The following is a 20,404-nucleotide window of genomic DNA, read 5'->3' as shown; positions in this document are numbered from 1 at the left end:
GGAAATGAAAAATGGCGGAAATTAAAGTACCTGAATTAGCGGAATCAATCTCGGAAGGAACGATTGCTCAATGGCTAAAGCAGCCGGGCGATTATGTGGAGCAGGGGGAGTACCTGCTGGAACTTGAAACAGATAAAGTCAATGTCGAACTGACTGCTGAAGAATCTGGTGTATTAAAAGAAGTACTGAAAGATTCTGGTGACACTGTACAAGTTGGAGAGGTCATCGGAACGATTGCAGCAGGTGAAGCTGGCGGAAGCGAGTCCGCAGCTCCAGCACCTGAGCAAGCTTCTGCACCAGCTTCGAAAGAAGAACCGGCAGCTGCTCAAAAAGAAGAAGCAGTGAAAGAAGAGCCGAAAGCTGGTAATGGCAGAACTATCGCTTCTCCTGCAGCTAGAAAATTAGCGAGAGAGAAGGGGTTAGACTTATCTGAGATTCCAACCGTAGATCCGCTGGGCAGGGTACGAAAGCAGGATGTCGCTTCTTATCAAAAGAATGAAGCACCTGCAAGTGCACCGAAAGCCGCGCCAAAAGCAAATGCTGCGGTGCAAACTGAACAACCAGGAAAGCCTATTGAACGTGAAAGAATGTCACGCCGCAGACAAACAATTGCAAAACGTTTAGTTGAAGTTCAACAAACGGCTGCGATGCTGACGACATTTAATGAAGTCGATATGACAGCTGTGATGGATTTAAGAAAGCGTCGTAAAGATGCCTTCCTAGAACAAAATGATGTCAAGCTTGGCTTCATGTCCTTCTTTACAAAAGCAGTTGTAGCAGCACTGAAGAAGTATCCGCTGCTTAACGCAGAAATTCAAGGTGATGAGCTTGTCTTGAAGAAATTCTATGACATCGGCATCGCTGTTGCTGCAAACGAAGGACTTGTCGTACCGGTTGTCCGTGATGCAGACAGATTGTCATTTGCGGGAATTGAAAAAGAAATTGGTCATCTTGCGAAAAAAGCAAGAGATAACAAATTGTCTCTTAATGAGTTACAAGGTGGATCATTCACGATCACAAACGGCGGAACATTTGGTTCTCTGCTATCAACTCCGATTTTAAACAGTCCGCAAGTTGGAATTTTAGGGATGCATAAAATTCAGCTTCGTCCTGTGGCGATTGATGAAGAACGTTTTGAGAACCGTCCGATGATGTATTTAGCTCTTTCTTATGACCACCGTATTGTCGATGGTAAAGAAGCAGTTGGATTCCTCGTTACGATTAAAAATCTGCTTGAAGATCCTGAGCAGCTATTACTTGAAGGTTAATCTTCAATTATAAAAAGCTAGCACCTGTTAAGGTGCTAGCTTTTTTTCTTTTCACTGTCATGTTGTCCTCGTTTTGACCAATACGTCGCAAGCCAGGAACCAGATAAATTATGCCACACACTAAAAATCGCACTTGGTACGGCTGCGAGCGGTGAGAAGTGTGCTGTTGCTAGCGCTGCACCGAGCCCGGAGTTTTGCATGCCTACTTCGATCGAGATCGCTCTACGAGAAGGGATATCCATTCTGCACCACTTTGCGATCAGGTAACCAAATAAGAGACCAAGTCCATTATGTAATATAACAACGGCAAATATCAGCAATCCAGATTGAAGAATCTGCTCTTTATTTGCACTGACAACCGCTGCAATGATCAACACAATTCCAGCAACAGATACAAGCGGCAATGCTTGAACTGCATAGTTTACTTGTTTTTTGAAAAATACCTTAACGATAACACCTAGGATAATAGGAATTAGCACAACTTGGACAATCGACAAAAATAATGCCTCCGGTGATACAGGTAACCATGATCTTGCAAAAATATAGATAAAGAGAGGCGTTAAAAAGGGAGCAAGAAGGGTCGATATAGTTGTGACCGCTACGGATAATGCCATATTGCCTTTTGCCAAGAAGGTCATGACATTGGATGCTGTACCGCCCGGGCAGCAGCCCACAAGAATAACGCCTACAGCAATTTCAGATGGCAGCCGTAATCCGTAAGCTAATAGAAAGGCGATCAGCGGCATGAGTGTGTACTGCGCCAAAACCCCGATTAACACATAGAGAGGTTTACGAAAAAGCTCCTTAAAATCTTCACCAGATAACGTAAGCCCCATCCCAAACATAATGACACCTAATAAAAAAGGGATATACGGTCCAATCTGAGAAAATACGTCAGGAAAAGTAAATCCAAGACATGCAAAGATAATGACCCAGATTGCAAAGGTTCTTCCTGCAAATTGACTAATGGTTAAAAGAATGTTCATTCATTGCTTCATCTCACTTTCCTCACATATCTTTCCTATTTTAAACGAATTTTCTGAAAAAACAACCCATTCTTTATAAAGGTGTTAATAATAAAATTATGTAAACTAAAAATACCCCATATAAGCATTAGCCTATATGGAGCATCGTTTTAAAAAGGGGTCCATCTCACTTGTTGTGCCTGCTTAAGCCTAGCTTCTGGCTCACGCCAGTCGACCACACTCCACCAACGATCTACGTATTTCGCTTTTTCATTCAGATATTGAAGGTAGTAGGCGTGCTCCCATACATCAAGGACTAGAAGGGGGATCACGTCCCATTGTGACAAAAATTGATGGCGTTCTGCTTGTAAAATCTCTAATCGCTGAGATCTAGGCGCCCATACGAGAATGGCCCAGCCAACACCTTCTACTTGTTTGGCCGCTGCTGAAAATTGAGATTTAAATGCATCATAGCTGTCAAACGATTGTTCAATGAGACGAAGCATTTGTCCAGTGGGCTTTCGTTTTCCTGAAGGACTCATGGAAAACCAAAAAATACAATGTAAATAGTGCCCCGCACCATTGAAGGCAAGCTCCCGTTCCCAATGCTTAATCATTTTAAAATCATTGGTTCTTCTTGCATTTTTTAATGCAAGCTCAGCTTGGTTCAAACCATCTACATATGATTGATGATGCTTCTGGTGATGCAAATACATAATTTCTTTTGAAATAAACGGTTCTAGTGCATCATACCGGTAAGGGAGAGGAGGTAACTTGTGACTTCCAGCTGCTACCTCCCGCATGTCTTCTTGTGGGTTCATGTCCTCAGCAATACGTTCTGCCAGTTCGTACCACTCTTGTTCACTGGAATGTTCATCATCCATTGAGAACCATAAATGGTCTACTTTCTGACGGATGTTGTCATCTTGAATCGCGGGTTGAATGGAGCTAAGCCACTCTTTGAGCTGCAAACGGTACTCTTCCTTATTCATTCTTACGCCTCATTTCTTCTAAAAATGTGGAACAAGCCATCATCGGAAAGACAAATGGGTAGCTATGATAAGTGATGTAAAATTGCTTTGGCAGGCCAATGCCTACTGGATAGTGCAAGGCTTCATTCGTGTGCTGATGATGGATCAAAAATGAGATGGCTTTTAAAATCGTTCTGTCATCTGGCTTCTCATATTGTAAAAGTGCCTCTGCTGCCCAAGCCGTCTGAACCACTGTGCCAAACGGAAGGGGGACATACGTTTTTACCTCTGCACTTTTACACGATTCTCCGAAGCTGCCATCTTCTCGTTGAATCTGCTTTAAAAATCGGCATGCTTTTTGAACAGCAGGATGGGTGGAGGGGATGCCGGCAGCTTTTAGACCTGTTAATGCTGCCCACGTTCCATAAATATAGCAAACACCCCATCTGCCAAACCATGATCCATTTTTCTCTTGATGATCTAGGAGCCACTTGACACATTGGTCTTTTTGCCTGTGAATAGGCGGTGACATGTTTTTCTCTTCAAGACCCATGAGATGAAGCACGCGGCCTGTAATATCAGGAGTGGATGGATCAATTGCTGCATCCTCCGCAGATTCAAGCGGCAGATGTCGAAGCAGGAAGTGATCTTGATTTTTTTCAAAAGCAGAAAACCCGCCATCACGGTTTTGCATGGAAAGAAGCCAATTGAATCCTCGATTCCACTGAACTGGTGCGTACGTTCGAGGAATGGCTTTTAAGACAATTTGCGTATCATCACAATCAGGGTTATTCGTATTGATATCTGAAAAACCAAAGCCTCCCGGAGCAGCATGCCGGTTATGAATCGCCCAGTCTGCTTTCTTCATTTGCTGCCGGTTCAGTAAGTATGAGAAAGACTTTGTGATGACTGGGTCTTCTTGTTTTTTGCCAGCTTTTTGAGAAGCATAACTGACAAGTGCTGTATCCCAAACTGTGGATGTGGAATTTTCTGCATACATTCTGCCCTGACAGTTTGTGACTAGCTTTTTCATGCCTTTGACTGCTTTTAAAATGAGATGATGTCCCGGGGAGTATCCAAGGCTCATCAGTGCATAGACCATAAAAATACTTGCACTTAAATAGCTGTACAGTGTGCCATCTTTTTCGAGGCGGTCAAACATATATCGCTTTGCTGCTTCATATCCGAAAAAGTCCAGCCGGCTGTCGAGTGCTGTATACGATCGCATGTAAGTCAGAAAGTGATGAGTGGAACGTTCTTCTCTTGCCATAAACCAGTCAAATGGATTCTTAGACATGTTTGCATCAAGGTGTGCTAGGCTTGGAAATTTCTCATGAGAAGTATATCGTTTGTTGAGTGCAATCATCATTGGCACAAAGTGAATTCTTGCATATGCACTAAGATGATAGAAGTGAAGCGGAAAGTATGTAGGGATGAGTAAAAAGGAAAGTGGTGCATAGAAGTACGGCCAAGGGTGCATGCCGTTGACGGCGAGCATCCACTTTGTCATAAAGTGAACGTTCTTTAATCCGCCATTTGATCGAATATATTGCGCTGCTTTTTCCATATGAGGCTCATCTTGTTGAAACCTGCCTGAAACGAGCATTCCGCAATAGCCCTGCACAGTGGCTGTTACATGTCCCGTTTGATCATGATACAAAGAAAAAGACCCATCCTCATTTTGCTTTTCGCGTATCGCTTCTGCTAATTGATCAACGAAAACCTGATCCGTATCGCCGACAGCCTTTAACAGCATAATCAAAAAAGCATTTGTCATCATTGGACCTTCAAAGCAGAAAACAAAGGCGCCATCTTCTCGTTGTCTTCGCTGCATCTCTATGTGCAATTCTTCGATAAATTCGTTTACTTTTAATTTAAAATCTTGCATATGCGGCCATGCTCCTTTCCTTTCATACTATATTCAGGAGCCGGCCTGTCACATGCAAACACAAAAAAAGCCGATGACAGGGTCACCGGCTCAGCGTGTAGACAAACCCTCGCATTCGGTGTCAGGTCTGCGCGCTGGTGCTCACGAATGTCAATTCGCTCCGCGCCAGTGCTCGTCCTTCCTAGACTGCAAAGGTTTTCTATCACGCTGAAAAGAAGACAAAGTGCTAAAATAAAAATCATTTTAGCACTTTGTCAACGATCTGAGCCGATGACAGGGTCACGGCTTTCTTGACGTTATTAGTCTTGGAGATTAATCCATACACTTTTGACTTCTGTATAGTTGTTAAGGGCATATGATCCCATTTCTCTGCCAAGACCTGATTGCTTATATCCTCCAAACGGGGAGGCGGCATCAAAGACATTATAGCAGTTGACCCAAATCGTTCCTGCTTCAAGACGTGCAGCGATATCATGGGCATGCTTTAAGTTTTCTGTCCAAAGTCCTGCTGCTAATCCATATTCAGACTGGTTGGCACGTTCGACCACTTCATCAATGGAATCGTAAGGAATGGCAGATAAGACAGGTCCAAAGATTTCCTCTTTAGCAATGGTCATTTCATCTTCTACATCTTTAAAAATAGTAGGGGAGACGAAATAGCCAGCCTCATAAGGGCAATCGCCCCCGACAACGGCTGTTGCCCCTTCGGATTTACCTTTTTCAATATAGCCTAACACGCGTTCGTGCTGTTCTTTACTTACAAGAGGTCCAATTTGCGTATCTTGATGAAGACCAGCGCCTTGCTTGAGGGATCCTGCATATTTGGCCATTTGATCGACCACTTCATCATATTGGCTCCGATGAACAAAGACTCTGGAACCCGCGCAGCATACTTGGCCTTGGTTAAACATGACGCCATTTAAAGCACCTGGAATGGCTTTCTTTAAATCGGCATCAGGTAAAATAATATTCGGTGATTTTCCGCCAAGCTCTAATGTGACCCTCTTAATGGTTTGAGCCGCTTTCTCCATAATTAATTTCCCAACACTTGTTGACCCTGTGAAGGCCAGCTTGTTCACGTCAGGATGATCAGTTAAGGCTTCTCCGGCTGTTTCGCCAAATCCAGGAACGATGTTAATCACGCCTTCTGGGAAGCCGGCTTTGTCCACTAATTCTGCTAAGTAAAGAGCAGAGAGTGGAGTTTGTTCGGCTGGCTTTAAAACGATGGTGCACCCTGTTGCAAGTGCGGCGCCCATTTTCCACATAGCCATGAGCAGAGGGAAGTTCCATGGGATGATTTGTCCTACAACACCAACCGGCTCATGGCGGGTATAATTAAAATATCCTTGACTGACAGGAAGGGTTTGTCCATTCATTTTTGTCGTCCAGCCCGCATAATAACGCATGTGCTCAATGGCGAGGGGGATATCTGCATTTGTTGTTTCATTAATTGGTTTTCCGTTATCTAAAGTTTCTAGCTGTGCAAGCTCTTCCTGATTTTCTTCCATTAAATCAGCAAGCTTGAACATGAGGCGGGCGCGTTCAGCGGCAGACATGGAGCGCCAAGGACCATGAAAGGCTTTTTTTGCAGCTTTTACTGCCTCATCAATATCTTTTGCACCTGCTTCATAAACATCAATAAGGGTTTCGCCTGTGGCTGGGTTAGGAGTAGCAAAGGTTTTGTTATCGTGACTTGTGACAAACTGACCATTAATGTAGAGTTTTTTCGTCCCTTGGAGAAAAGATTCAAGTTTTGAACTAATTTGAAGTGTTGTAGAGCTCATAAATAAACAAACCTCCTTAAAGATATGGATTGTTTTCTGCGAGTTCTAGGTGGGAAAAGCGGACATGCAACGAAACTTTATACGCACAAAGATGTAAACGTATACAATAATCATATTACACGACATGTTTGAAAGCAATCCATAACACTCATTGCATTTCGCGAAAATTTGGCTACAATAAATGTATAGATGAAAAAAGGAGTTTTTAAATCATGATCCATCAAAACTGGCAAACGGCTCAAACGTTAAAACAAGTAAAATGTGTACATACAAACGCGAAAAAATATATGGTCGACCGGGCATTAACGGTTGGAAACACATATGAAGTGAAAAATGAAACAGAGGAATTCCTGTTTGTCGTTGACAATACAGGTAAAGTAGGCGGGTATTACAAGGAGTATTTCGAAGATATTTCAGCTGAATGATTTTGAGGACCATCACTCATACTAAGAAAAACAGTAAAGGGTGATGATGATGAAAAAGCAGCAAAATGACGAGCAGAAAAGTCAACATGCTTGGCATGAACATGAGGACGCTGATATGGCAATTACGCTTGAACAGATTTCCGACGTGTATGCTGAGGGAACGATTGATACACCAAAAGATGAATAGTCATTTAAAAACAGTGATTTGCATAATCACTGTTTTTTTATTGGAATGAAGCAGCATTTTTTCTCGAAAAGAACTGAAACTTTTTTCCTGCTTTAACAGTCTAAATAAGTAGAGGAAAGAGCATCGGATCAAAAAGAAAAAGTTAAATGAAATTTAATCTATTCGTAATGGAATAACGACCATTTATAGCGTATTCTATAAGTGAGAATAAAACGTACCCACAGAGCCGTGTGGCCGTTTTGTCATAAAGGAATTTGATGCAGGAAGAGGGGGTTTACGTGGGTATTTTTTCTGTCAGTAAACAAAATGATAAGAAATTCGAATCCTTATTGATTGAAGGGGAAAGAATTGAGGCTGTTTACAGACTGCGTCACGACCAAATTTGCTTTACCAATAAAAGACTGATCTTTGGCGATAACCGCGTATTTTCTAAGAAGAAAGTCAGGGTCTCCTTGCCGTATCGATCAATTGAAAGTTTTGCCATACAAGAAGCTGGCGTGTTTGATCAGGACACAGGTATGCTGCTTGTCACAAGCTCAAAAGTATTTGAACTCGACTTTTCCAAAGAGACGGATTTGAGTGATGTGCAAGCCATTTTGACAAAACATCTTTGCTGATCAATCTTGCGATTACATAGATCATATGCACTTTTCTCATTCTTCGTTCTTATTTTTATAGATCGCACATTGCTAAGTCCTTCCCATCTGATGGGAAGGGCTTTTTTCTGCTTAAGTGTTTGAATGATAGCAAAAAAGGATAAAGATGAAACAGATACAGAAAGGAGAATGAACAATGAAAGTGTTAGTTGCAGGAGCAAATGGACATACAGGCAGACTTGTCGTTCGTTATTTAAAAGAAAAAGGACATGAGCCGCTTGCTCTCATTCGAGATGAAAAACAAGCTGATGCACTAAAAGAACTTGGTGCAGCACCTGTCATCGGTGATCTTGAAAAAGATGTGACAGATGCTGTGAAACAAGCAGACGCTGTCATCTTTGCAGCTGGTTCAGGCTCAAAAACAGGTGCAGATAAGACCATTGCGGTCGATCAAGAAGGGGCAAAACGCCTCGTTGATACAGCGAAAAAAGAAAACATACAGCATTTTGTTATGCTTAGTGCTTATAATGCAGATGATCCGAATCAAGGAAAAGGGCAAGGAAGTATGGAAACTTATTATGAAGCAAAAAGAAAAGCTGATGAGCACTTAAAACAGTCTGGTCTTTCCTATACGATTGTCCGCCCAGGTGCCCTACTGCATGAGGAGAAGACAGGAAAGATTGAAGCTGCCGAACATATTCCAGATGATCAAAACATCGAGATTTCAAGAGAGGACGTAGCCATTGTTCTAGTGGAGAGCTTAACAGAATCCAATGTGAAAAATAAGTCCTTTGACTTGATGAAAGGCGATAAACCAATCGAAGAAGCACTTCGCCATCTATAAGAAAAGAAAGCTGCTGCCAAAGAGGCGGCGGCTTTTTTGATGTTTTCTTTTTCCTTTCAGCGGGAAGGTAATGAGAAAGGAGTGATTGACCGTGGGCTTAACGAAAGAACAACAAGCTGATTTATACGAAAGATTGATTCAATTAAAAGAAGATGTGAAGGGATCAAAAAAGAAAGAAGAATCGATGCTCGTTGAATCGAGTGAGATTTCAAATGGTGTTGGGAATCATATCGCTGATCATGGGAGCATCTATTTAGACCGCATGACAGAACAAACGCTGGATCAGGTCGATGATCAGCTTGAAGGTGAAATCGATGCAGCACTGAAACGAATGGAAGACGGAACATATGGGATATGTGAGAAAACGGGAAAAGAGATTCCATACGAGCGTTTAAAAGCAGTTCCATATACACGTTATTCAATAGATGCAAAGAAAAGTGAAGAAACCACTCAAGATCCAAACGAATTTGACCGTTCATTCTCCGATCAAATGCGCGATTTAACAAATAGAGAAACAATGGATCAGATGCATTCAGATACGTATGAAAGATTAGAGGAAGAGCAAGATGCTGATGTAGATGAGGAAAAATAGGATCATAAGCGAAGGTTAAATTTTTTCAGAATAATTTTTTCTTATGTACACATGAACAAATAACTTGTATACATGAGTATTTTATAGAAAAAAGATCTCTTGAAATTTAATAAACTTTCGTGTAATATAGTTTAAAGGCTGCGATGCGCGTAATGTTAATTAAGTTTTAACCTTTAAGCTGTAATAGGGAGTTTTATATTGAAGCCGGAATGTCATGCCTCCTTAGCGAGGAAGACAGGAACGTTTCTGCAAACACCCACTTTGAGGAGTGGTGGTTTAAAACTTTCTTACTTAGATTACGGCATCCGCAGCTTTTCCTAGGATGATTCAAGCCATTTTCCATTTTGGAAAATGGCTTTTTATTTTGTGAAAAAACGAAATTGCACAGTCAGCCGGAAGAGGCATGAATGTATGTTAAAATAGACAAAACAAAAGACGGAGAGGGAATTGGATGTTAGAACAAGCAGAAGCACTCCTGAAACAATACTTTGGCTTTGACGCCTTTAGGCAGGGACAGAAGCAAGCCATTGAATCGATTGTAAACAAACAGAAGGATACCGTCTGTATTATGCCGACAGGCGGGGGGAAATCGGTTTGCTACCAGATTCCTGCCCTGATGATGGAAGGAACAACGATCGTTGTATCCCCGCTAATTTCTTTAATGAAAGATCAAGTCGATGCACTAAATGAGATGGGCATACGATCGTCCTTTTTAAACAGCACACTTTCCGCAGCTAAAATGAATAAAAGGCTGAAAAAATGTGAAGATGGGGAATATCAGCTGCTTTATATCACACCTGAACGTTTACAAAATGAACGTTTTTTTCAGCTGCTTGATCGGTTAACGATCCCTTTAATTGCAATTGATGAAGCACACTGTATATCTGAGTGGGGGCATGATTTTAGGCCGAGCTACCGCTTTATTCAAGAATGCTTAAATCGGCTGACAAAAAGGCCAGTGATTGTCGCATTAACGGCTACAGCCACGAAAAAGGTTCACCGAGATATATGTGAACAGCTTGGCATGAACGAAGAAGAAACCATTTTTACTGGTTTTGCTAGAGAAAATTTATCTTTTCAGGTGGTCAAAGGAGAAAATAGTGACCGCTTTATCACACATTATATGAAGAAAAATAAGCTTGAGTCCGGCATTATCTATACTGCTACAAGAAAAGAAGCCGAAAATATTTACAATCGGCTAAAGAAACAAAAGATCAAAGCGGGCATTTATCATGGCGGGTTAGATGATGATGTGAGAGAAGAGCAGCAAAACCTGTTTTTAAATGATGACATCCAGGTTATGGTGGCTACATCTGCATTTGGCATGGGAATTAATAAGTCAAATGTCCGTTTTGTGATACATCATCAAATTCCAAGGGATATTGAAAGCTACTATCAAGAGGCTGGACGCGCCGGCAGAGACGGGCTCCAAAGTGAATGCATTTTACTGTTTTCGCCGCAGGGCGTACGAATGCAGCGATTCCTCATTGAACAGTCAACAGAAGATGAAGTGCGCTTTCAGCATGAGCTGCTTAAACTTAGACAAATGGTCGATTACTGTCACACTGAGCAATGTCTGCAGCAATTTGTGATGGACTACTTTGATCAATCAGCAAGTGCCCCTTGCCAAAAATGCAGTAATTGCCTTGATGAAAGAGAGCGTGAAGAGGTCACTCGAGAAGCGCAAATGGTTTTATCGTGTACGGTTAGAATGAACGAGCGCTTTGGAAAAATGATGATTGCTCAAGTACTGGCAGGCTCTAAAAATAAAAAAGTGCTTGACCTCGGTTTCGACCGTCTTCCTACATACGCTTTAATGAAGCAGCAATCCGCCCAGCAAATCAGTGATTTCATCGAATTTTTAATTACCGAAGAGTATTTGCACATGTCTGAAGGAGCTTATCCAACATTAAAAGTGACACATAAAGGAAAGAAAGTGTTAGTCGGGCAAGAGGCTGTGTATAAAAAGCAGGCAGTTAAAAGAGAGGCGATTCAAGAAAACGATGCATTATTTGAGCAGCTGAGAGCGGTGAGAATGAAGCTGGCAAGAGAGCAGGGCGTTCCGCCATTTGTTGTATTTTCTGATCAAACCTTGAAGGAAATGTCAGCCGTTCAGCCTAAAACAGAAGAAGAACTTCTCCATATTAAGGGAATAGGCGCTCAAAAAAGAGAGAAATACGGGGATGTTTTTTTAGAAGAAATCCGTTTATTTATAGAAAAAGAGAAAAATAAAAAGGTTGAAGAAGAAAAATAAATTTTTTTCGCTGCGTTTGGACACGTTTTCAACAGGAGGTTTCTGATCCTTTCAAAACCTTGATATGGCGGGTAATCGAGCTGTTTTGTGGTCTGATTTACCAATGGAGAGAGATGTTTCATGTAAAGGAACTGTAATCTAAAACATATCGTTTTGTTATTGAATTGACATTTACATATGTTACGATAGCACTCGTTAGCCGCCATAAAAAGCTAACAAGGGAGGATTTACTTTATGAAGAAGACTATTATGTCCTTGGTTGCTGTTGCAGCAATCTCTACAACAGCATTTGGAGCACAGCAAGCTTCTGCAAAGGAAATCACTGTGAAGAAAGGTGATACACTTTGGGGAATCTCTCAAAAAAATGATGTGTCTCTAAAGGACCTAAAGGGTTGGAACAATTTATCTACAGACATGATTTATGTAGGTGATAAATTGACAATCTCTTCAAAAGAGAAAACTCAGGAGCAGTATAAAGTCCAGAAGGGGGACAGCCTCTGGAAAATCGCTCAAAAATTCAATGTGTCAATTAGCGATATTAAGTCTTGGAATAACTTAAACTCAGATATAATTATGATTGGTTCAACACTAAGTGTTGCTGGTCAAAGCTCAGCTCCGGTAAGCTCAGAGCCTGTACAAAAACAGGAGCCTGTCCAAAAAGAGCAAACAACACAAAAAGCTGCTCCTAAACAGGAAGCACCGAAAAAAGCTGCTCCTAAACAGGAAACAGCTAAAGCAGAATCATCTTCTGCTAGTCAAAGTGTACAAAAAGAAATGACTGTAACGGCTACGGCTTATACAGCAAATGATGGTGGCATCTCAGGTATCACTGCAACAGGGGTAAACTTAAACAAAAACCCAAATGCGAAAGTGATTGCAGTAGATCCTAATGTCATTCCATTAGGAAGTAAGGTTTATGTTGAAGGCTACGGTGAAGCCATCGCAGCAGATACTGGCGGCGCAATTAAAGGTAACAAAATTGATGTTCATGTACCAAGCAAATCCCAAGCAAAAAATTGGGGCGTAAAATCAGTCAAAGTGAAAGTACTTAACTAGTAACTTATTGTTTTTTGGAAAGAAAGCATCAGGTGGCGGCCTGATGCTTTTATTGTACCCTTTTTTTGGTCAAAAAAACACACATTTTTCAGAAAAATTTGCATTTTCGACAAAAAACAGCGTATATTCCATCATACACGCTGTTTTTTTGTCGTTAGCTGTCCACCCAATAAATTTCTCCGCTTTGTTCTTTCCAATTGATTTGGACATCAAATTGGTGCTTTTCATAAAAGTGAATCAATCGGTCCACGTGATTCCAATCTCTTTTGACGAGGTCACCTGTGATGACGGGGATGTTCTGCTCTCTTGCGATTTCTTTTAAATGCTTCATACAGATTGAACCGTATCCATTATCGGGAGGTCCTTTAATATCGGCAATATGAATCTTTCCTTCTTCAGGATATTCAGCAATTAAGGAAAAATCAGATTGTCCGCGAAAAGCTTTTTCACAATCGGTCAGCATGATTTTACATGTATCAGCATTTTCAATAGCAGAAACAATCATCCATTCATCTTCTTTCGCCTGATCAATGCCAATGATCTTTGCCTTTTTCGAAATATCTTTCATATTTTCTTGCATTCGATACATTTGGAACTGCAATTGCTGTAATTCTTGCTCTAACGCCTTCACATCTTTGGGTGTTTCCTGTAAGATTGACAAGTCCATTACTCCTTTCATATAAGAAATGATAAAAATCACATAAATTCCAATTTTAAAGGAAGTGGATGAATCTTTCAACCCGTTAGAACGCCAGTAATCGGCAAGTTTGTCTAAAATTCGACGAAGACAGCGAATTCATTGACTTTATAGAGAAAGTTAAATAACATACTCTTAGTCGGAACTAATAAAGAGAGGTTTTCAAACATGAACGAACAGAATCAAAAACCGAAAAATTTCACCGGCATTGTTGTCATTTTAACAATTGCCATAAACGGATTAATCGCTTTATTATTTTTAATGCCAAAAACAGATAAATTTAGTCATCTGGATATTACATTTCTGCCGTTACTGAATGCCGTGATGAACAGCTTTACGTTTATCTTCTTACTTTCAGCACTCATTATGATTAAACAAAAGAACATTAAAGCACATAGACGATTTATTTTTGCTGCATTTTCAACAACACTTGTCTTTTTAATTTCCTATGTGACATATCATTCAATGGCAGCTGATACACACTTCGGAGGAGAAGGGATCATCCGTCCGATTTACTTCTTTATTTTGATTACACATATTGTGCTCTCAGCTATTATTGTACCGCTTGCACTGATTACACTATTTAGAGGCGCACAGATGCAGGTCGAGCGTCACCGTAAAATTGCCCGCTGGACGATGCCGCTTTGGCTCTATGTTAGTCTCACTGGCGTCATTGTCTATATCATGATTTCTCCATATTACAGCTAACGTATGTCCAACTGGACATACGTTCTTTTATTTACAAGATGAAGTGCTTTGGATAGAATGGAAATTGGATATCCGACTAGCACGGTATCTTCCCATCTATAGATTCACATCATTTCTGGCCGTTTGCTCGTTTGGAGATCAACAATTGGACGAAACGGGGGTTATATGATGACTGAACAATTGCAGTATAAACCGGGGCTTGAAGACATTGTGGCAAGCGAAACGTCCATATCATACTTAGATGTGGAGCAAGAGGAAATTGTGATTCGCGGGTACGACCTCATTGAGCTGGCACAAAACAAGACATATTTAGAAACAGCCTATCTGCTTATTTATGGAAGATTACCAGATCAGATGGAATATCACCAATTTCAGCAAGATATATCCTCACAAACGAACTTACATCCAACCATTCAAACCATATTAACGAATCTTCCAAAAACCACTCACCCTATGGATGCGATGAGAACGTGTTTATCTGCTCTTGCAGGGTATGATGACGCATTACATGATCGATCTGAAGCGTGCCAAGAAAGGCGTGCAGTTCGATTACTAGGACAGCTGCCGGCCATTGTTGCTGGAAGCTATTATATTCTCACAAAAGACGCCGCTATTTCTCCAGATCAGACCAAACCCTACACTGAAAACTTTTTATCCATGCTAACTGGACGCACCCCGACACAAGACGAAATTACCGCTTTTGACCAAACACTCACATTATATAGCGAACATGAGCTGCCGAATTCAACGTTTGCGGCTAGAGTGATTGCATCTACGCATTCTGACATGTACGGTGCTTTTACTGGAGCGATCTCTTCATTAAAAGGTGACCTCCACGGAGGAGCAAATGAAGCTGTCATGCACATGCTTCTTGAAGGAAAAACAACAGAAGGATTTCTTGCGCTCATTGAACGAAAATTAGCCGCAAAAGAAAAAATGATGGGCTTTGGCCACAGAGTATACATGAGAAAAATGGACCCGCGAGCCGCTCTTTTAAAACGTTCATTGAAAACGCTTACTGAATCAAAGGGAGATACAACGCTATATGACATGTGTGTAGCAGGAGAGGCATACATGAAAGAGCAGAAAAACCTTTATCCAAATCTTGATTATTATGCTGCACCGATTTATTACGTGCTCGGAATTCCTATATCACTTTATACACCTATTTTCTTTGCTGCAAGAGCTAGCGGATTAGCCGCACATGTTATTGAACAGCATTTGCATAATCGCATTTTTAGACCGAGAGTCCGGTATTTAGGGCCAAGAGGATTAAAGGTTTCAAATGATGGAAAAACGGGGGAATGAACATGAACAAAACAGCAGTCGCCAATCAAACAGATCAGCTATTAGAAGAAATCGCTGCCTATGCAGTAGACGGAGAAATTACAAGCAAAGAGGCCATTGAAACCGCGCGGTATGTGCTCATAGACACGCTCGGTTGCGGAATGCTGGCTCTTAATTTTCCAGAATGTACGAAGCACCTTGGACCTATCGTACCTGGAACAGTCGTACCTAACGGAGCAAGAGTTCCAGGCACTTCGTTTGTGCTAGATCCTGTTCAAGCGGCTTTTGATATCGGCTGTATGATCCGCTGGTTAGATTATAATGACACGTGGCTTGCACAGGAGTGGGGGCATCCTTCAGATAACTTAGGCGGAATATTAGCTGTAAGTGATTATATCAGCAGAACTCGCCTTGCAAACGGAGAAGAGCCGCTAACGATGAATGATGTACTGCATGCAATCGTCAAGGCACATGAAATTCAAGGTGTCCTTGCTTTAGAAAATTGTCTAAATCGAAATGGATTGGACCATGTGTTATTTGTCAAAGTGGCAACAAGTGCAGTTGTGTGTGCAATGCTTGGCGGAACAAAGGAAGAGGTCCAGCATGTTTTATCACAAGCGTTTGTTGATAATTCCCCGCTTAGGACGTATCGCCATGCTCCAAACACAGGATCGAGGAAATCATGGGCAGCGGGGGATGCAACAAGCCGCGGAGTGAGGCTGGCAATGATGACACGTAAAGGGGAAATGGGTTATCAAACGCCTCTCAGTGCAGAGAAGTGGGGCTTTGAAGATGTTCTTATGAAAGGAAAACCACTTACGCTCGCCCAGCCCCTTGGATCATACGTCATAGAAAATGTTCTTTTCAAAATTGCTTATCCTGCTGAGTTTCATGCACAGACAGCTGCAGAGGCGGCTGTGATGCTGCATGACGCTGTAAAAGATCGTTTAGATGAAATTGACCGGGTAGAGATTACGACACATGAGTCAGCGATTCGGATTATTGATAAGAAAGGTCCGCTTTATAATCCGGCAGACCGTGATCATTGCTTGCAGTATATTACAGCTATTGGACTGATCTATGGTGAACTAACAGCTGACCATTATGAAGAAGAAACAGCGCAAAATCCAGCCATTGATCGTCTTCGTGACCGAATGATTGTGAAAGAGGATAAACGTTACACAGAGGATTATTTAGATCCGAAAAAGAGATCGATTGCCAACTGTGTACAAATTTTCTTTAAAGACGGGACGATGACAGACCGAATTGAAATTGAATACCCGCTCGGTCACCGCAGAAGAAGACAGGAAGGCATTCCGCTGCTTGAAAAGAAATGGGTCTATCATTTAAAGACAAGATTTCCACAAAAGCAAGTGGATCAAATTGTGTCACTCTGCCAAAATCCAAATCAATTAAAAACAACAACAGTACCAGCATTTATGGACTTATTCGTCATATAAGGGGGAGCTAGCGTGTGGATCGTGAATGAAGAAAGAAGTCAGGCTGATTTAGCCGCAGCCTTTAAAGAACAAATGAACAAATCAGCTTTATTTCAAATTCCAGGCGTTCACGATGGAATGTCTGCGCTCTATGCGAAAAAAATGGGCTTTCAAGGACTCTATTTATCAGGTGCCGCTTTTTGTGCCAGCAAAGGACTGCCAGACCTCGGCATGATCCATTCAACAGAAATGGCTGAAAAAGCGAAGGAGATTATTCGAGCTTCCCAGCTGCCGCTTTTGGTCGATATGGACACAGGTTATGGCGGTGTTTTAAATGCAGCAAGAGCGGCAAAAGAAATGGTTGAGAGCAAAGTGGCAGCTGTTCAAATTGAAGATCAGCAAATGCCGAAAAAATGCGGGCATTTAAACGGGAAATCACTCGTTCCAGTAGAAGAAATGGTCGCAAAAATCAAAGCCATCAAACAAGCGGCACCAACGCTTTTGGTGATTGCAAGAACCGATGCAAAGTCCGTAAATGGAATGGAGGATGTCATCCGCCGGGCCAATCTTTACGTAGAAGCAGGAGCTGATGCTATTTTTCCTGAGGCACTCATCACAGCAGAGGACTTCACGCATGCGTCAAACCATATTAAAGGTCCGCTCCTTGCAAACATGACGGAGTTTGGCAAGACGCCTTATTATCATGCAGACGAATTTTCTATATTTGGCTTTCAAATGGTCATTTACCCTGTGTCATCACTTAGAGTTGCTGCAAAAGCGTATGAGCGTTTATTTACAGAAATCATGGAAAAGGGAACGCAGCAGGGGATACTTGGGGATATGCAAACGAGAAAAGAGCTGTATGAAACGATTCATTATGATGAATATGAGGAAATGGACCAGCATTTAGCAAAAACGATCCTCCCGGAAATTGGGAAAGAACAGCGATAAAATGAAAAGCACTTCCTTTACGGAAGTGCTTCAGCGTGTAGACAAACCCTCGCATTCTTTGTCAGTCCTGCGCGCTGGTGCTCACGAATGTCAAATTCGCTCCGCGCCAGTGCTCGTCCTTCCTAGACTGCAAAGGTTTTCTATCACGCTGAAAAAAGACAAAGTGCTAAAATAAAGATTATTTTAGCACTTTGACAACAATCTGAAACACTTCCTTGACGGAAGTGCTTTTTTACGATGATGGTGTGGATGAAGAAGCCAATTTCATCTTTTCTTCAACTGTTTTCGTTTTTTCTTTTACTTTTTCAGCGTAAGTGAAGTCGCCGTAGCAATACGGATAGCGGAAGTTATCTTTGTTGCCGCCGCACGTATAGACCTTGGGGTTTCGTTTCACTTGCTTTTTGGAGTATTGCTTTGCCAGTTTCTCGGAATGTTTTCCCCCGTTTTTTGCAACAAAATCAATATAGCCGATTCCCATGTTATAGCTTTGAATAATGGTTTCCAAATCAACGCCTTTTTTCTTCCCATGCTTGTACATAGTCGAAAAATGATGGACTCCTTGTTTAATGCTTTTCTGAGGGTCATTGATTTCATTTCGTTTCAAACCAAGAGATTCAGAGGCCTGCATTGGATCTCCGCCTCTGCCTTTTGATTCTTGATACATCATACCGAGGATTAACCCGGTATACTGATCTAAATCTTGATCTCTTAACTCTGTTTCTACAAGCGGTTTGTAATCATCCAATCTCGACAAAACAATTGATTCCGTATCAATCGGCAGCTTTTTTAACTCCTTTTGATTAAACGAGATGGCAATGGCTGCTAATACGAAAACAAAGAGAAAAATCGTGAAACAGCCTGAAATGGCAAAACATCCTGTTTTTTTCTTTTTCAAGGTCAGTTCACCCCTGTTTTGCCCCGCTTTTAAAAGGGAAGTACAGCCTTTTTATTATGCCATATCCTGTGCAGGATACCAAGTGAAAACCTTATAATCAATCATATCCAAACGTAAATTCAGGTCGTGTTTTCAGCCTGAAGCAGAAATAAACAAAACCGATAATCAGCCACATCATGCCAATGATTAATGCATTTGTGCTGATGCTCGTTAACAGCCAAAGACAAAACGCCGTCCCGCATAGAGGGATCACTGCATATCTCAATGTATTCAGCACACCTCTTTGTTTTTGTCTGACGAAAAAGTACGCAAAAACAGACAAATTCACAAAGGTAAATCCAATTAACGCGCCGAAGCTGATAAAGGAATAAATGACTTCAAGTTCGCCAACGACTGCGGTTAAGGAGAAAGCTCCGATTAATAAAATATTAAAAACAGGGGTTTTTAATCTCGGATGAATATACCCGAAGAAACGCTTCGGTAACGATTGATCTCTTCCCATTGCATATAAAAGCCTTGCTGCACTCGCATGTGACGATAAGGAGGAAGAAATGACAGCCACCATTGTGCCGGCTAAAAAGAACGAGTGGAGAAATGCGCCGCCCACAAATTCTGCAATTTCAAGTGAGGCTGCATCAGGATGCTTGAACTGCTGAAAATTTGGAAACACCTGCTGCAAAAAATAAGACGTCAAAGTAAACAGTACGCCTCCAATCGCAACTGTTAAGAAAATGGCAAGCGGAATCGTCTTTTTTGGTTTAATGGTTTCCTCAGACATAGTGGAAATGGCATCAAATCCTAGAAAGGAGAAACATAAAATGGTCGCTCCTGAAAAAATAAGCGCTGGATCTAAGCTCGCTGAATAAAAAGGCCGGGCTGACAATAACTGTCCACTGCCAGCGTTTTGCGTGAGCCCATAAATAACAAACCCAACAAAGGTGACGGCGACAATGACCTGAAATGTCACAAACAGCGCCGTAATGTTGGCTGTAAGCCGTATACCGATGACATTGACAGTCGTTATGGCGATAGCAAGTATGATGATCCAAATGTAATGAGGTACATCAGGAAAGGCTGCGGTTAAATAAGCACTTCCGATCGCAAAATTCACCATAGGCAGAAATAAATAATCCAGTAAGAGTGTCCAGCCCACAAGGAAGCCGACATGAGGATGAATACTTTTTTGCGCATATGTATAAGCAGATCCTGCTTTTGGAAAAGCCTTCACCATATTCCCATAGCTAAGCGCTGTCAATAGTAATGCCAGCAACGTAAATATATAAGCTGCAGCGACGTGTCCTTTCGTCAGCTGAGCAACAATGCCGTATGAATCAAATACGACAAGTGGATCCATATAAGCAAGCCCGATCACAACAAGTGGAAAGACAGTCAGGCTGCGTTTTAGTCTTGGCTCTTCAGTCAATTTGCCTATCAGCTCCTCTAAAAATGAATAAATAATGCTCATTTTAAAAAGAATGCTACCAAGTGTCAATGCTATTTGAATAAATCTTTTGTTTAAAGTGTGCCCGCTTTGCACGCCGGACGTTTTAGTATATGATGATACATAGAATAAGTCGTGATTTGACTAACAAGAAAG

19 protein-coding genes and 1 other RNA gene are annotated in these 20,404 nt (G+C 41.5%); 13 read left to right on the top strand and 7 right to left on the bottom strand.

Going from position 1 to position 20,404, the window contains the following annotated elements:
* Nucleotides 1-11 precede the first annotated feature (11 nt).
* Nucleotides 12-1,268 (top strand): 2-oxoglutarate dehydrogenase complex dihydrolipoyllysine-residue succinyltransferase, encoded by a 1,257-nt coding sequence (odhB, locus tag NSQ34_RS09505; RefSeq protein WP_024422686.1) that lies wholly within the window; start codon nt 12-14, stop codon nt 1,266-1,268.
* 35 nt (nt 1,269-1,303) lie between these two features.
* Here the strand turns inward: odhB and NSQ34_RS09500 are convergent, their stop codons facing one another.
* The 4 genes from NSQ34_RS09500 to NSQ34_RS09485 form a co-directional block, all read right to left on the bottom strand.
* Complete coding sequence (locus NSQ34_RS09500; RefSeq protein WP_034280586.1) at nt 1,304-2,254, bottom strand: bile acid:sodium symporter family protein; 951 nt, start codon at nt 2,252-2,254, stop codon at nt 1,304-1,306.
* Between the two features lie 149 nt (nt 2,255-2,403).
* A complete protein-coding gene (locus NSQ34_RS09495) occupies nt 2,404-3,225 on the bottom strand; it encodes a superoxide dismutase (RefSeq protein ID WP_327826347.1) in 822 nt (273 codons plus the stop codon).
* Nucleotides 3,218-5,092, bottom strand: coding sequence for a prenyltransferase/squalene oxidase repeat-containing protein (locus NSQ34_RS09490; protein WP_342500932.1), 1,875 nt, complete (start codon nt 5,090-5,092; stop codon nt 3,218-3,220). Before NSQ34_RS09490 ends, NSQ34_RS09495 begins: the two co-directional genes overlap by 8 nt.
* Before the next feature lie 299 nt (nt 5,093-5,391).
* Entirely contained in the window at nt 5,392-6,876 is a 1,485-nt protein-coding gene (locus NSQ34_RS09485; RefSeq protein WP_342500931.1) for an aldehyde dehydrogenase family protein, read from the bottom strand.
* Between the two features lie 212 nt (nt 6,877-7,088).
* Here NSQ34_RS09485 and NSQ34_RS09480 point away from each other — a divergent pair, with 212 nt between their 5' ends.
* The 8 genes from NSQ34_RS09480 to NSQ34_RS09445 all read left to right on the top strand — a co-directional run bounded on the left by NSQ34_RS09480 (nt 7,089) and on the right by NSQ34_RS09445 (nt 12,830).
* Nucleotides 7,089-7,301 (top strand): DUF6501 family protein, encoded by a 213-nt coding sequence (locus NSQ34_RS09480; protein WP_034280596.1) that lies wholly within the window; start codon nt 7,089-7,091, stop codon nt 7,299-7,301.
* 49 nt (nt 7,302-7,350) lie between these two features.
* Nucleotides 7,351-7,488, top strand: coding sequence for a DUF4025 domain-containing protein (locus tag NSQ34_RS09475; RefSeq protein WP_080701155.1), 138 nt, complete (start codon nt 7,351-7,353; stop codon nt 7,486-7,488).
* A 278-nt stretch (nt 7,489-7,766) separates the two neighbouring features.
* Nucleotides 7,767-8,105: a PH domain-containing protein gene (locus NSQ34_RS09470; protein ID WP_024422682.1), complete on the top strand. Its 339-nt coding sequence runs from the start codon at nt 7,767-7,769 to the stop codon at nt 8,103-8,105.
* Between the two features lie 175 nt (nt 8,106-8,280).
* Nucleotides 8,281-8,928: an SDR family oxidoreductase gene (locus NSQ34_RS09465; protein WP_044332919.1), complete on the top strand. Its 648-nt coding sequence runs from the start codon at nt 8,281-8,283 to the stop codon at nt 8,926-8,928.
* 91 nt (nt 8,929-9,019) lie between these two features.
* Complete coding sequence (locus NSQ34_RS09460) at nt 9,020-9,520, top strand: TraR/DksA family transcriptional regulator (RefSeq protein ID WP_098677501.1); 501 nt, start codon at nt 9,020-9,022, stop codon at nt 9,518-9,520.
* Nucleotides 9,521-9,652: 132 nt separating this feature from the next.
* Nucleotides 9,653-9,838: non-coding RNA, 6S RNA (gene ssrS / locus NSQ34_RS09455), on the top strand.
* 133 nt (nt 9,839-9,971) lie between these two features.
* Nucleotides 9,972-11,774 carry a DNA helicase RecQ gene (gene recQ / locus NSQ34_RS09450; RefSeq protein ID WP_098677502.1) on the top strand — a complete coding sequence of 601 codons (1,803 nt, stop codon included), beginning with the start codon at nt 9,972-9,974 and terminating at the stop codon, nt 11,772-11,774.
* Between the two features lie 234 nt (nt 11,775-12,008).
* Nucleotides 12,009-12,830, top strand: coding sequence for a 3D domain-containing protein (locus tag NSQ34_RS09445; RefSeq protein ID WP_024422678.1), 822 nt, complete (start codon nt 12,009-12,011; stop codon nt 12,828-12,830).
* A gap of 154 nt (nt 12,831-12,984) precedes the next feature.
* On the opposite strand, the gene NSQ34_RS09440 is transcribed toward NSQ34_RS09445, so the two are convergent.
* Entirely contained in the window at nt 12,985-13,497 is a 513-nt protein-coding gene (locus tag NSQ34_RS09440) for a GNAT family N-acetyltransferase (RefSeq protein ID WP_029708157.1), read from the bottom strand.
* Between the two features lie 198 nt (nt 13,498-13,695).
* Here NSQ34_RS09440 and NSQ34_RS09435 point away from each other — a divergent pair, with 198 nt between their 5' ends.
* The 4 genes from NSQ34_RS09435 to prpB all read left to right on the top strand — a co-directional run bounded on the left by NSQ34_RS09435 (nt 13,696) and on the right by prpB (nt 17,912).
* Nucleotides 13,696-14,235: a DUF420 domain-containing protein gene (locus tag NSQ34_RS09435; protein ID WP_024422676.1), complete on the top strand. Its 540-nt coding sequence runs from the start codon at nt 13,696-13,698 to the stop codon at nt 14,233-14,235.
* A gap of 168 nt (nt 14,236-14,403) precedes the next feature.
* Nucleotides 14,404-15,543, top strand: a complete 1,140-nt coding sequence (gene mmgD, locus NSQ34_RS09430) for a citrate synthase (protein WP_342500930.1) — start codon at nt 14,404-14,406, stop codon at nt 15,541-15,543.
* A 2-nt stretch (nt 15,544-15,545) separates the two neighbouring features.
* The gene (locus tag NSQ34_RS09425) at nt 15,546-16,982 is read left to right on the top strand and encodes a bifunctional 2-methylcitrate dehydratase/aconitate hydratase (RefSeq protein ID WP_024422674.1); all 1,437 of its coding nucleotides are present in this window, start codon (nt 15,546-15,548) and stop codon (nt 16,980-16,982) included.
* A gap of 12 nt (nt 16,983-16,994) precedes the next feature.
* Nucleotides 16,995-17,912 carry a methylisocitrate lyase gene (gene prpB / locus NSQ34_RS09420; protein WP_024422673.1) on the top strand — a complete coding sequence of 306 codons (918 nt, stop codon included), beginning with the start codon at nt 16,995-16,997 and terminating at the stop codon, nt 17,910-17,912.
* A gap of 232 nt (nt 17,913-18,144) precedes the next feature.
* On the opposite strand, the gene NSQ34_RS09415 is transcribed toward prpB, so the two are convergent.
* Together NSQ34_RS09415 and NSQ34_RS09410 are read right to left on the bottom strand one after the other, a co-directional pair.
* Complete coding sequence (locus tag NSQ34_RS09415) at nt 18,145-18,807, bottom strand: lysozyme family protein (protein WP_041117684.1); 663 nt, start codon at nt 18,805-18,807, stop codon at nt 18,145-18,147.
* Between the two features lie 97 nt (nt 18,808-18,904).
* The gene (locus NSQ34_RS09410; protein ID WP_098677749.1) at nt 18,905-20,230 is read right to left on the bottom strand and encodes an APC family permease; all 1,326 of its coding nucleotides are present in this window, start codon (nt 20,228-20,230) and stop codon (nt 18,905-18,907) included.
* Nucleotides 20,231-20,404 lie beyond the last annotated feature (174 nt).

Source organism: Bacillus sp. FSL P2-0069 (assembly GCF_038593315.1).
Taxonomy (GTDB): domain Bacteria; phylum Bacillota; class Bacilli; order Bacillales; family Bacillaceae; genus Bacillus; species Bacillus safensis.
The sequence above is the reverse complement of the archived record's forward strand: the minus strand, read 5'-3'. Positions and strand labels throughout refer to the sequence as shown.

Coding starts and splice junctions, on each gene's coding strand:
- NSQ34_RS09485 (WP_342500931.1), bottom strand. CDS start 6,876: ATGAGCTCTACAACACTTCAAATTAGTTCAAAACTTGAATCTTTTCTC.
- odhB (WP_024422686.1), top strand. CDS start 12: ATGGCGGAAATTAAAGTACCTGAATTAGCGGAATCAATCTCGGAAGGA.
- NSQ34_RS09435 (WP_024422676.1), top strand. CDS start 13,696: ATGAACGAACAGAATCAAAAACCGAAAAATTTCACCGGCATTGTTGTC.
- mmgD (WP_342500930.1), top strand. CDS start 14,404: ATGACTGAACAATTGCAGTATAAACCGGGGCTTGAAGACATTGTGGCA.
- NSQ34_RS09475 (WP_080701155.1), top strand. CDS start 7,351: ATGAAAAAGCAGCAAAATGACGAGCAGAAAAGTCAACATGCTTGGCAT.
- NSQ34_RS09445 (WP_024422678.1), top strand. CDS start 12,009: ATGAAGAAGACTATTATGTCCTTGGTTGCTGTTGCAGCAATCTCTACA.
- NSQ34_RS09465 (WP_044332919.1), top strand. CDS start 8,281: ATGAAAGTGTTAGTTGCAGGAGCAAATGGACATACAGGCAGACTTGTC.
- NSQ34_RS09480 (WP_034280596.1), top strand. CDS start 7,089: ATGATCCATCAAAACTGGCAAACGGCTCAAACGTTAAAACAAGTAAAA.
- NSQ34_RS09500 (WP_034280586.1), bottom strand. CDS start 2,254: ATGAACATTCTTTTAACCATTAGTCAATTTGCAGGAAGAACCTTTGCA.
- NSQ34_RS09440 (WP_029708157.1), bottom strand. CDS start 13,497: ATGGACTTGTCAATCTTACAGGAAACACCCAAAGATGTGAAGGCGTTA.
- NSQ34_RS09495 (WP_327826347.1), bottom strand. CDS start 3,225: ATGAATAAGGAAGAGTACCGTTTGCAGCTCAAAGAGTGGCTTAGCTCC.
- NSQ34_RS09490 (WP_342500932.1), bottom strand. CDS start 5,092: ATGCAAGATTTTAAATTAAAAGTAAACGAATTTATCGAAGAATTGCAC.
- recQ (WP_098677502.1), top strand. CDS start 9,972: ATGTTAGAACAAGCAGAAGCACTCCTGAAACAATACTTTGGCTTTGAC.
- NSQ34_RS09425 (WP_024422674.1), top strand. CDS start 15,546: ATGAACAAAACAGCAGTCGCCAATCAAACAGATCAGCTATTAGAAGAA.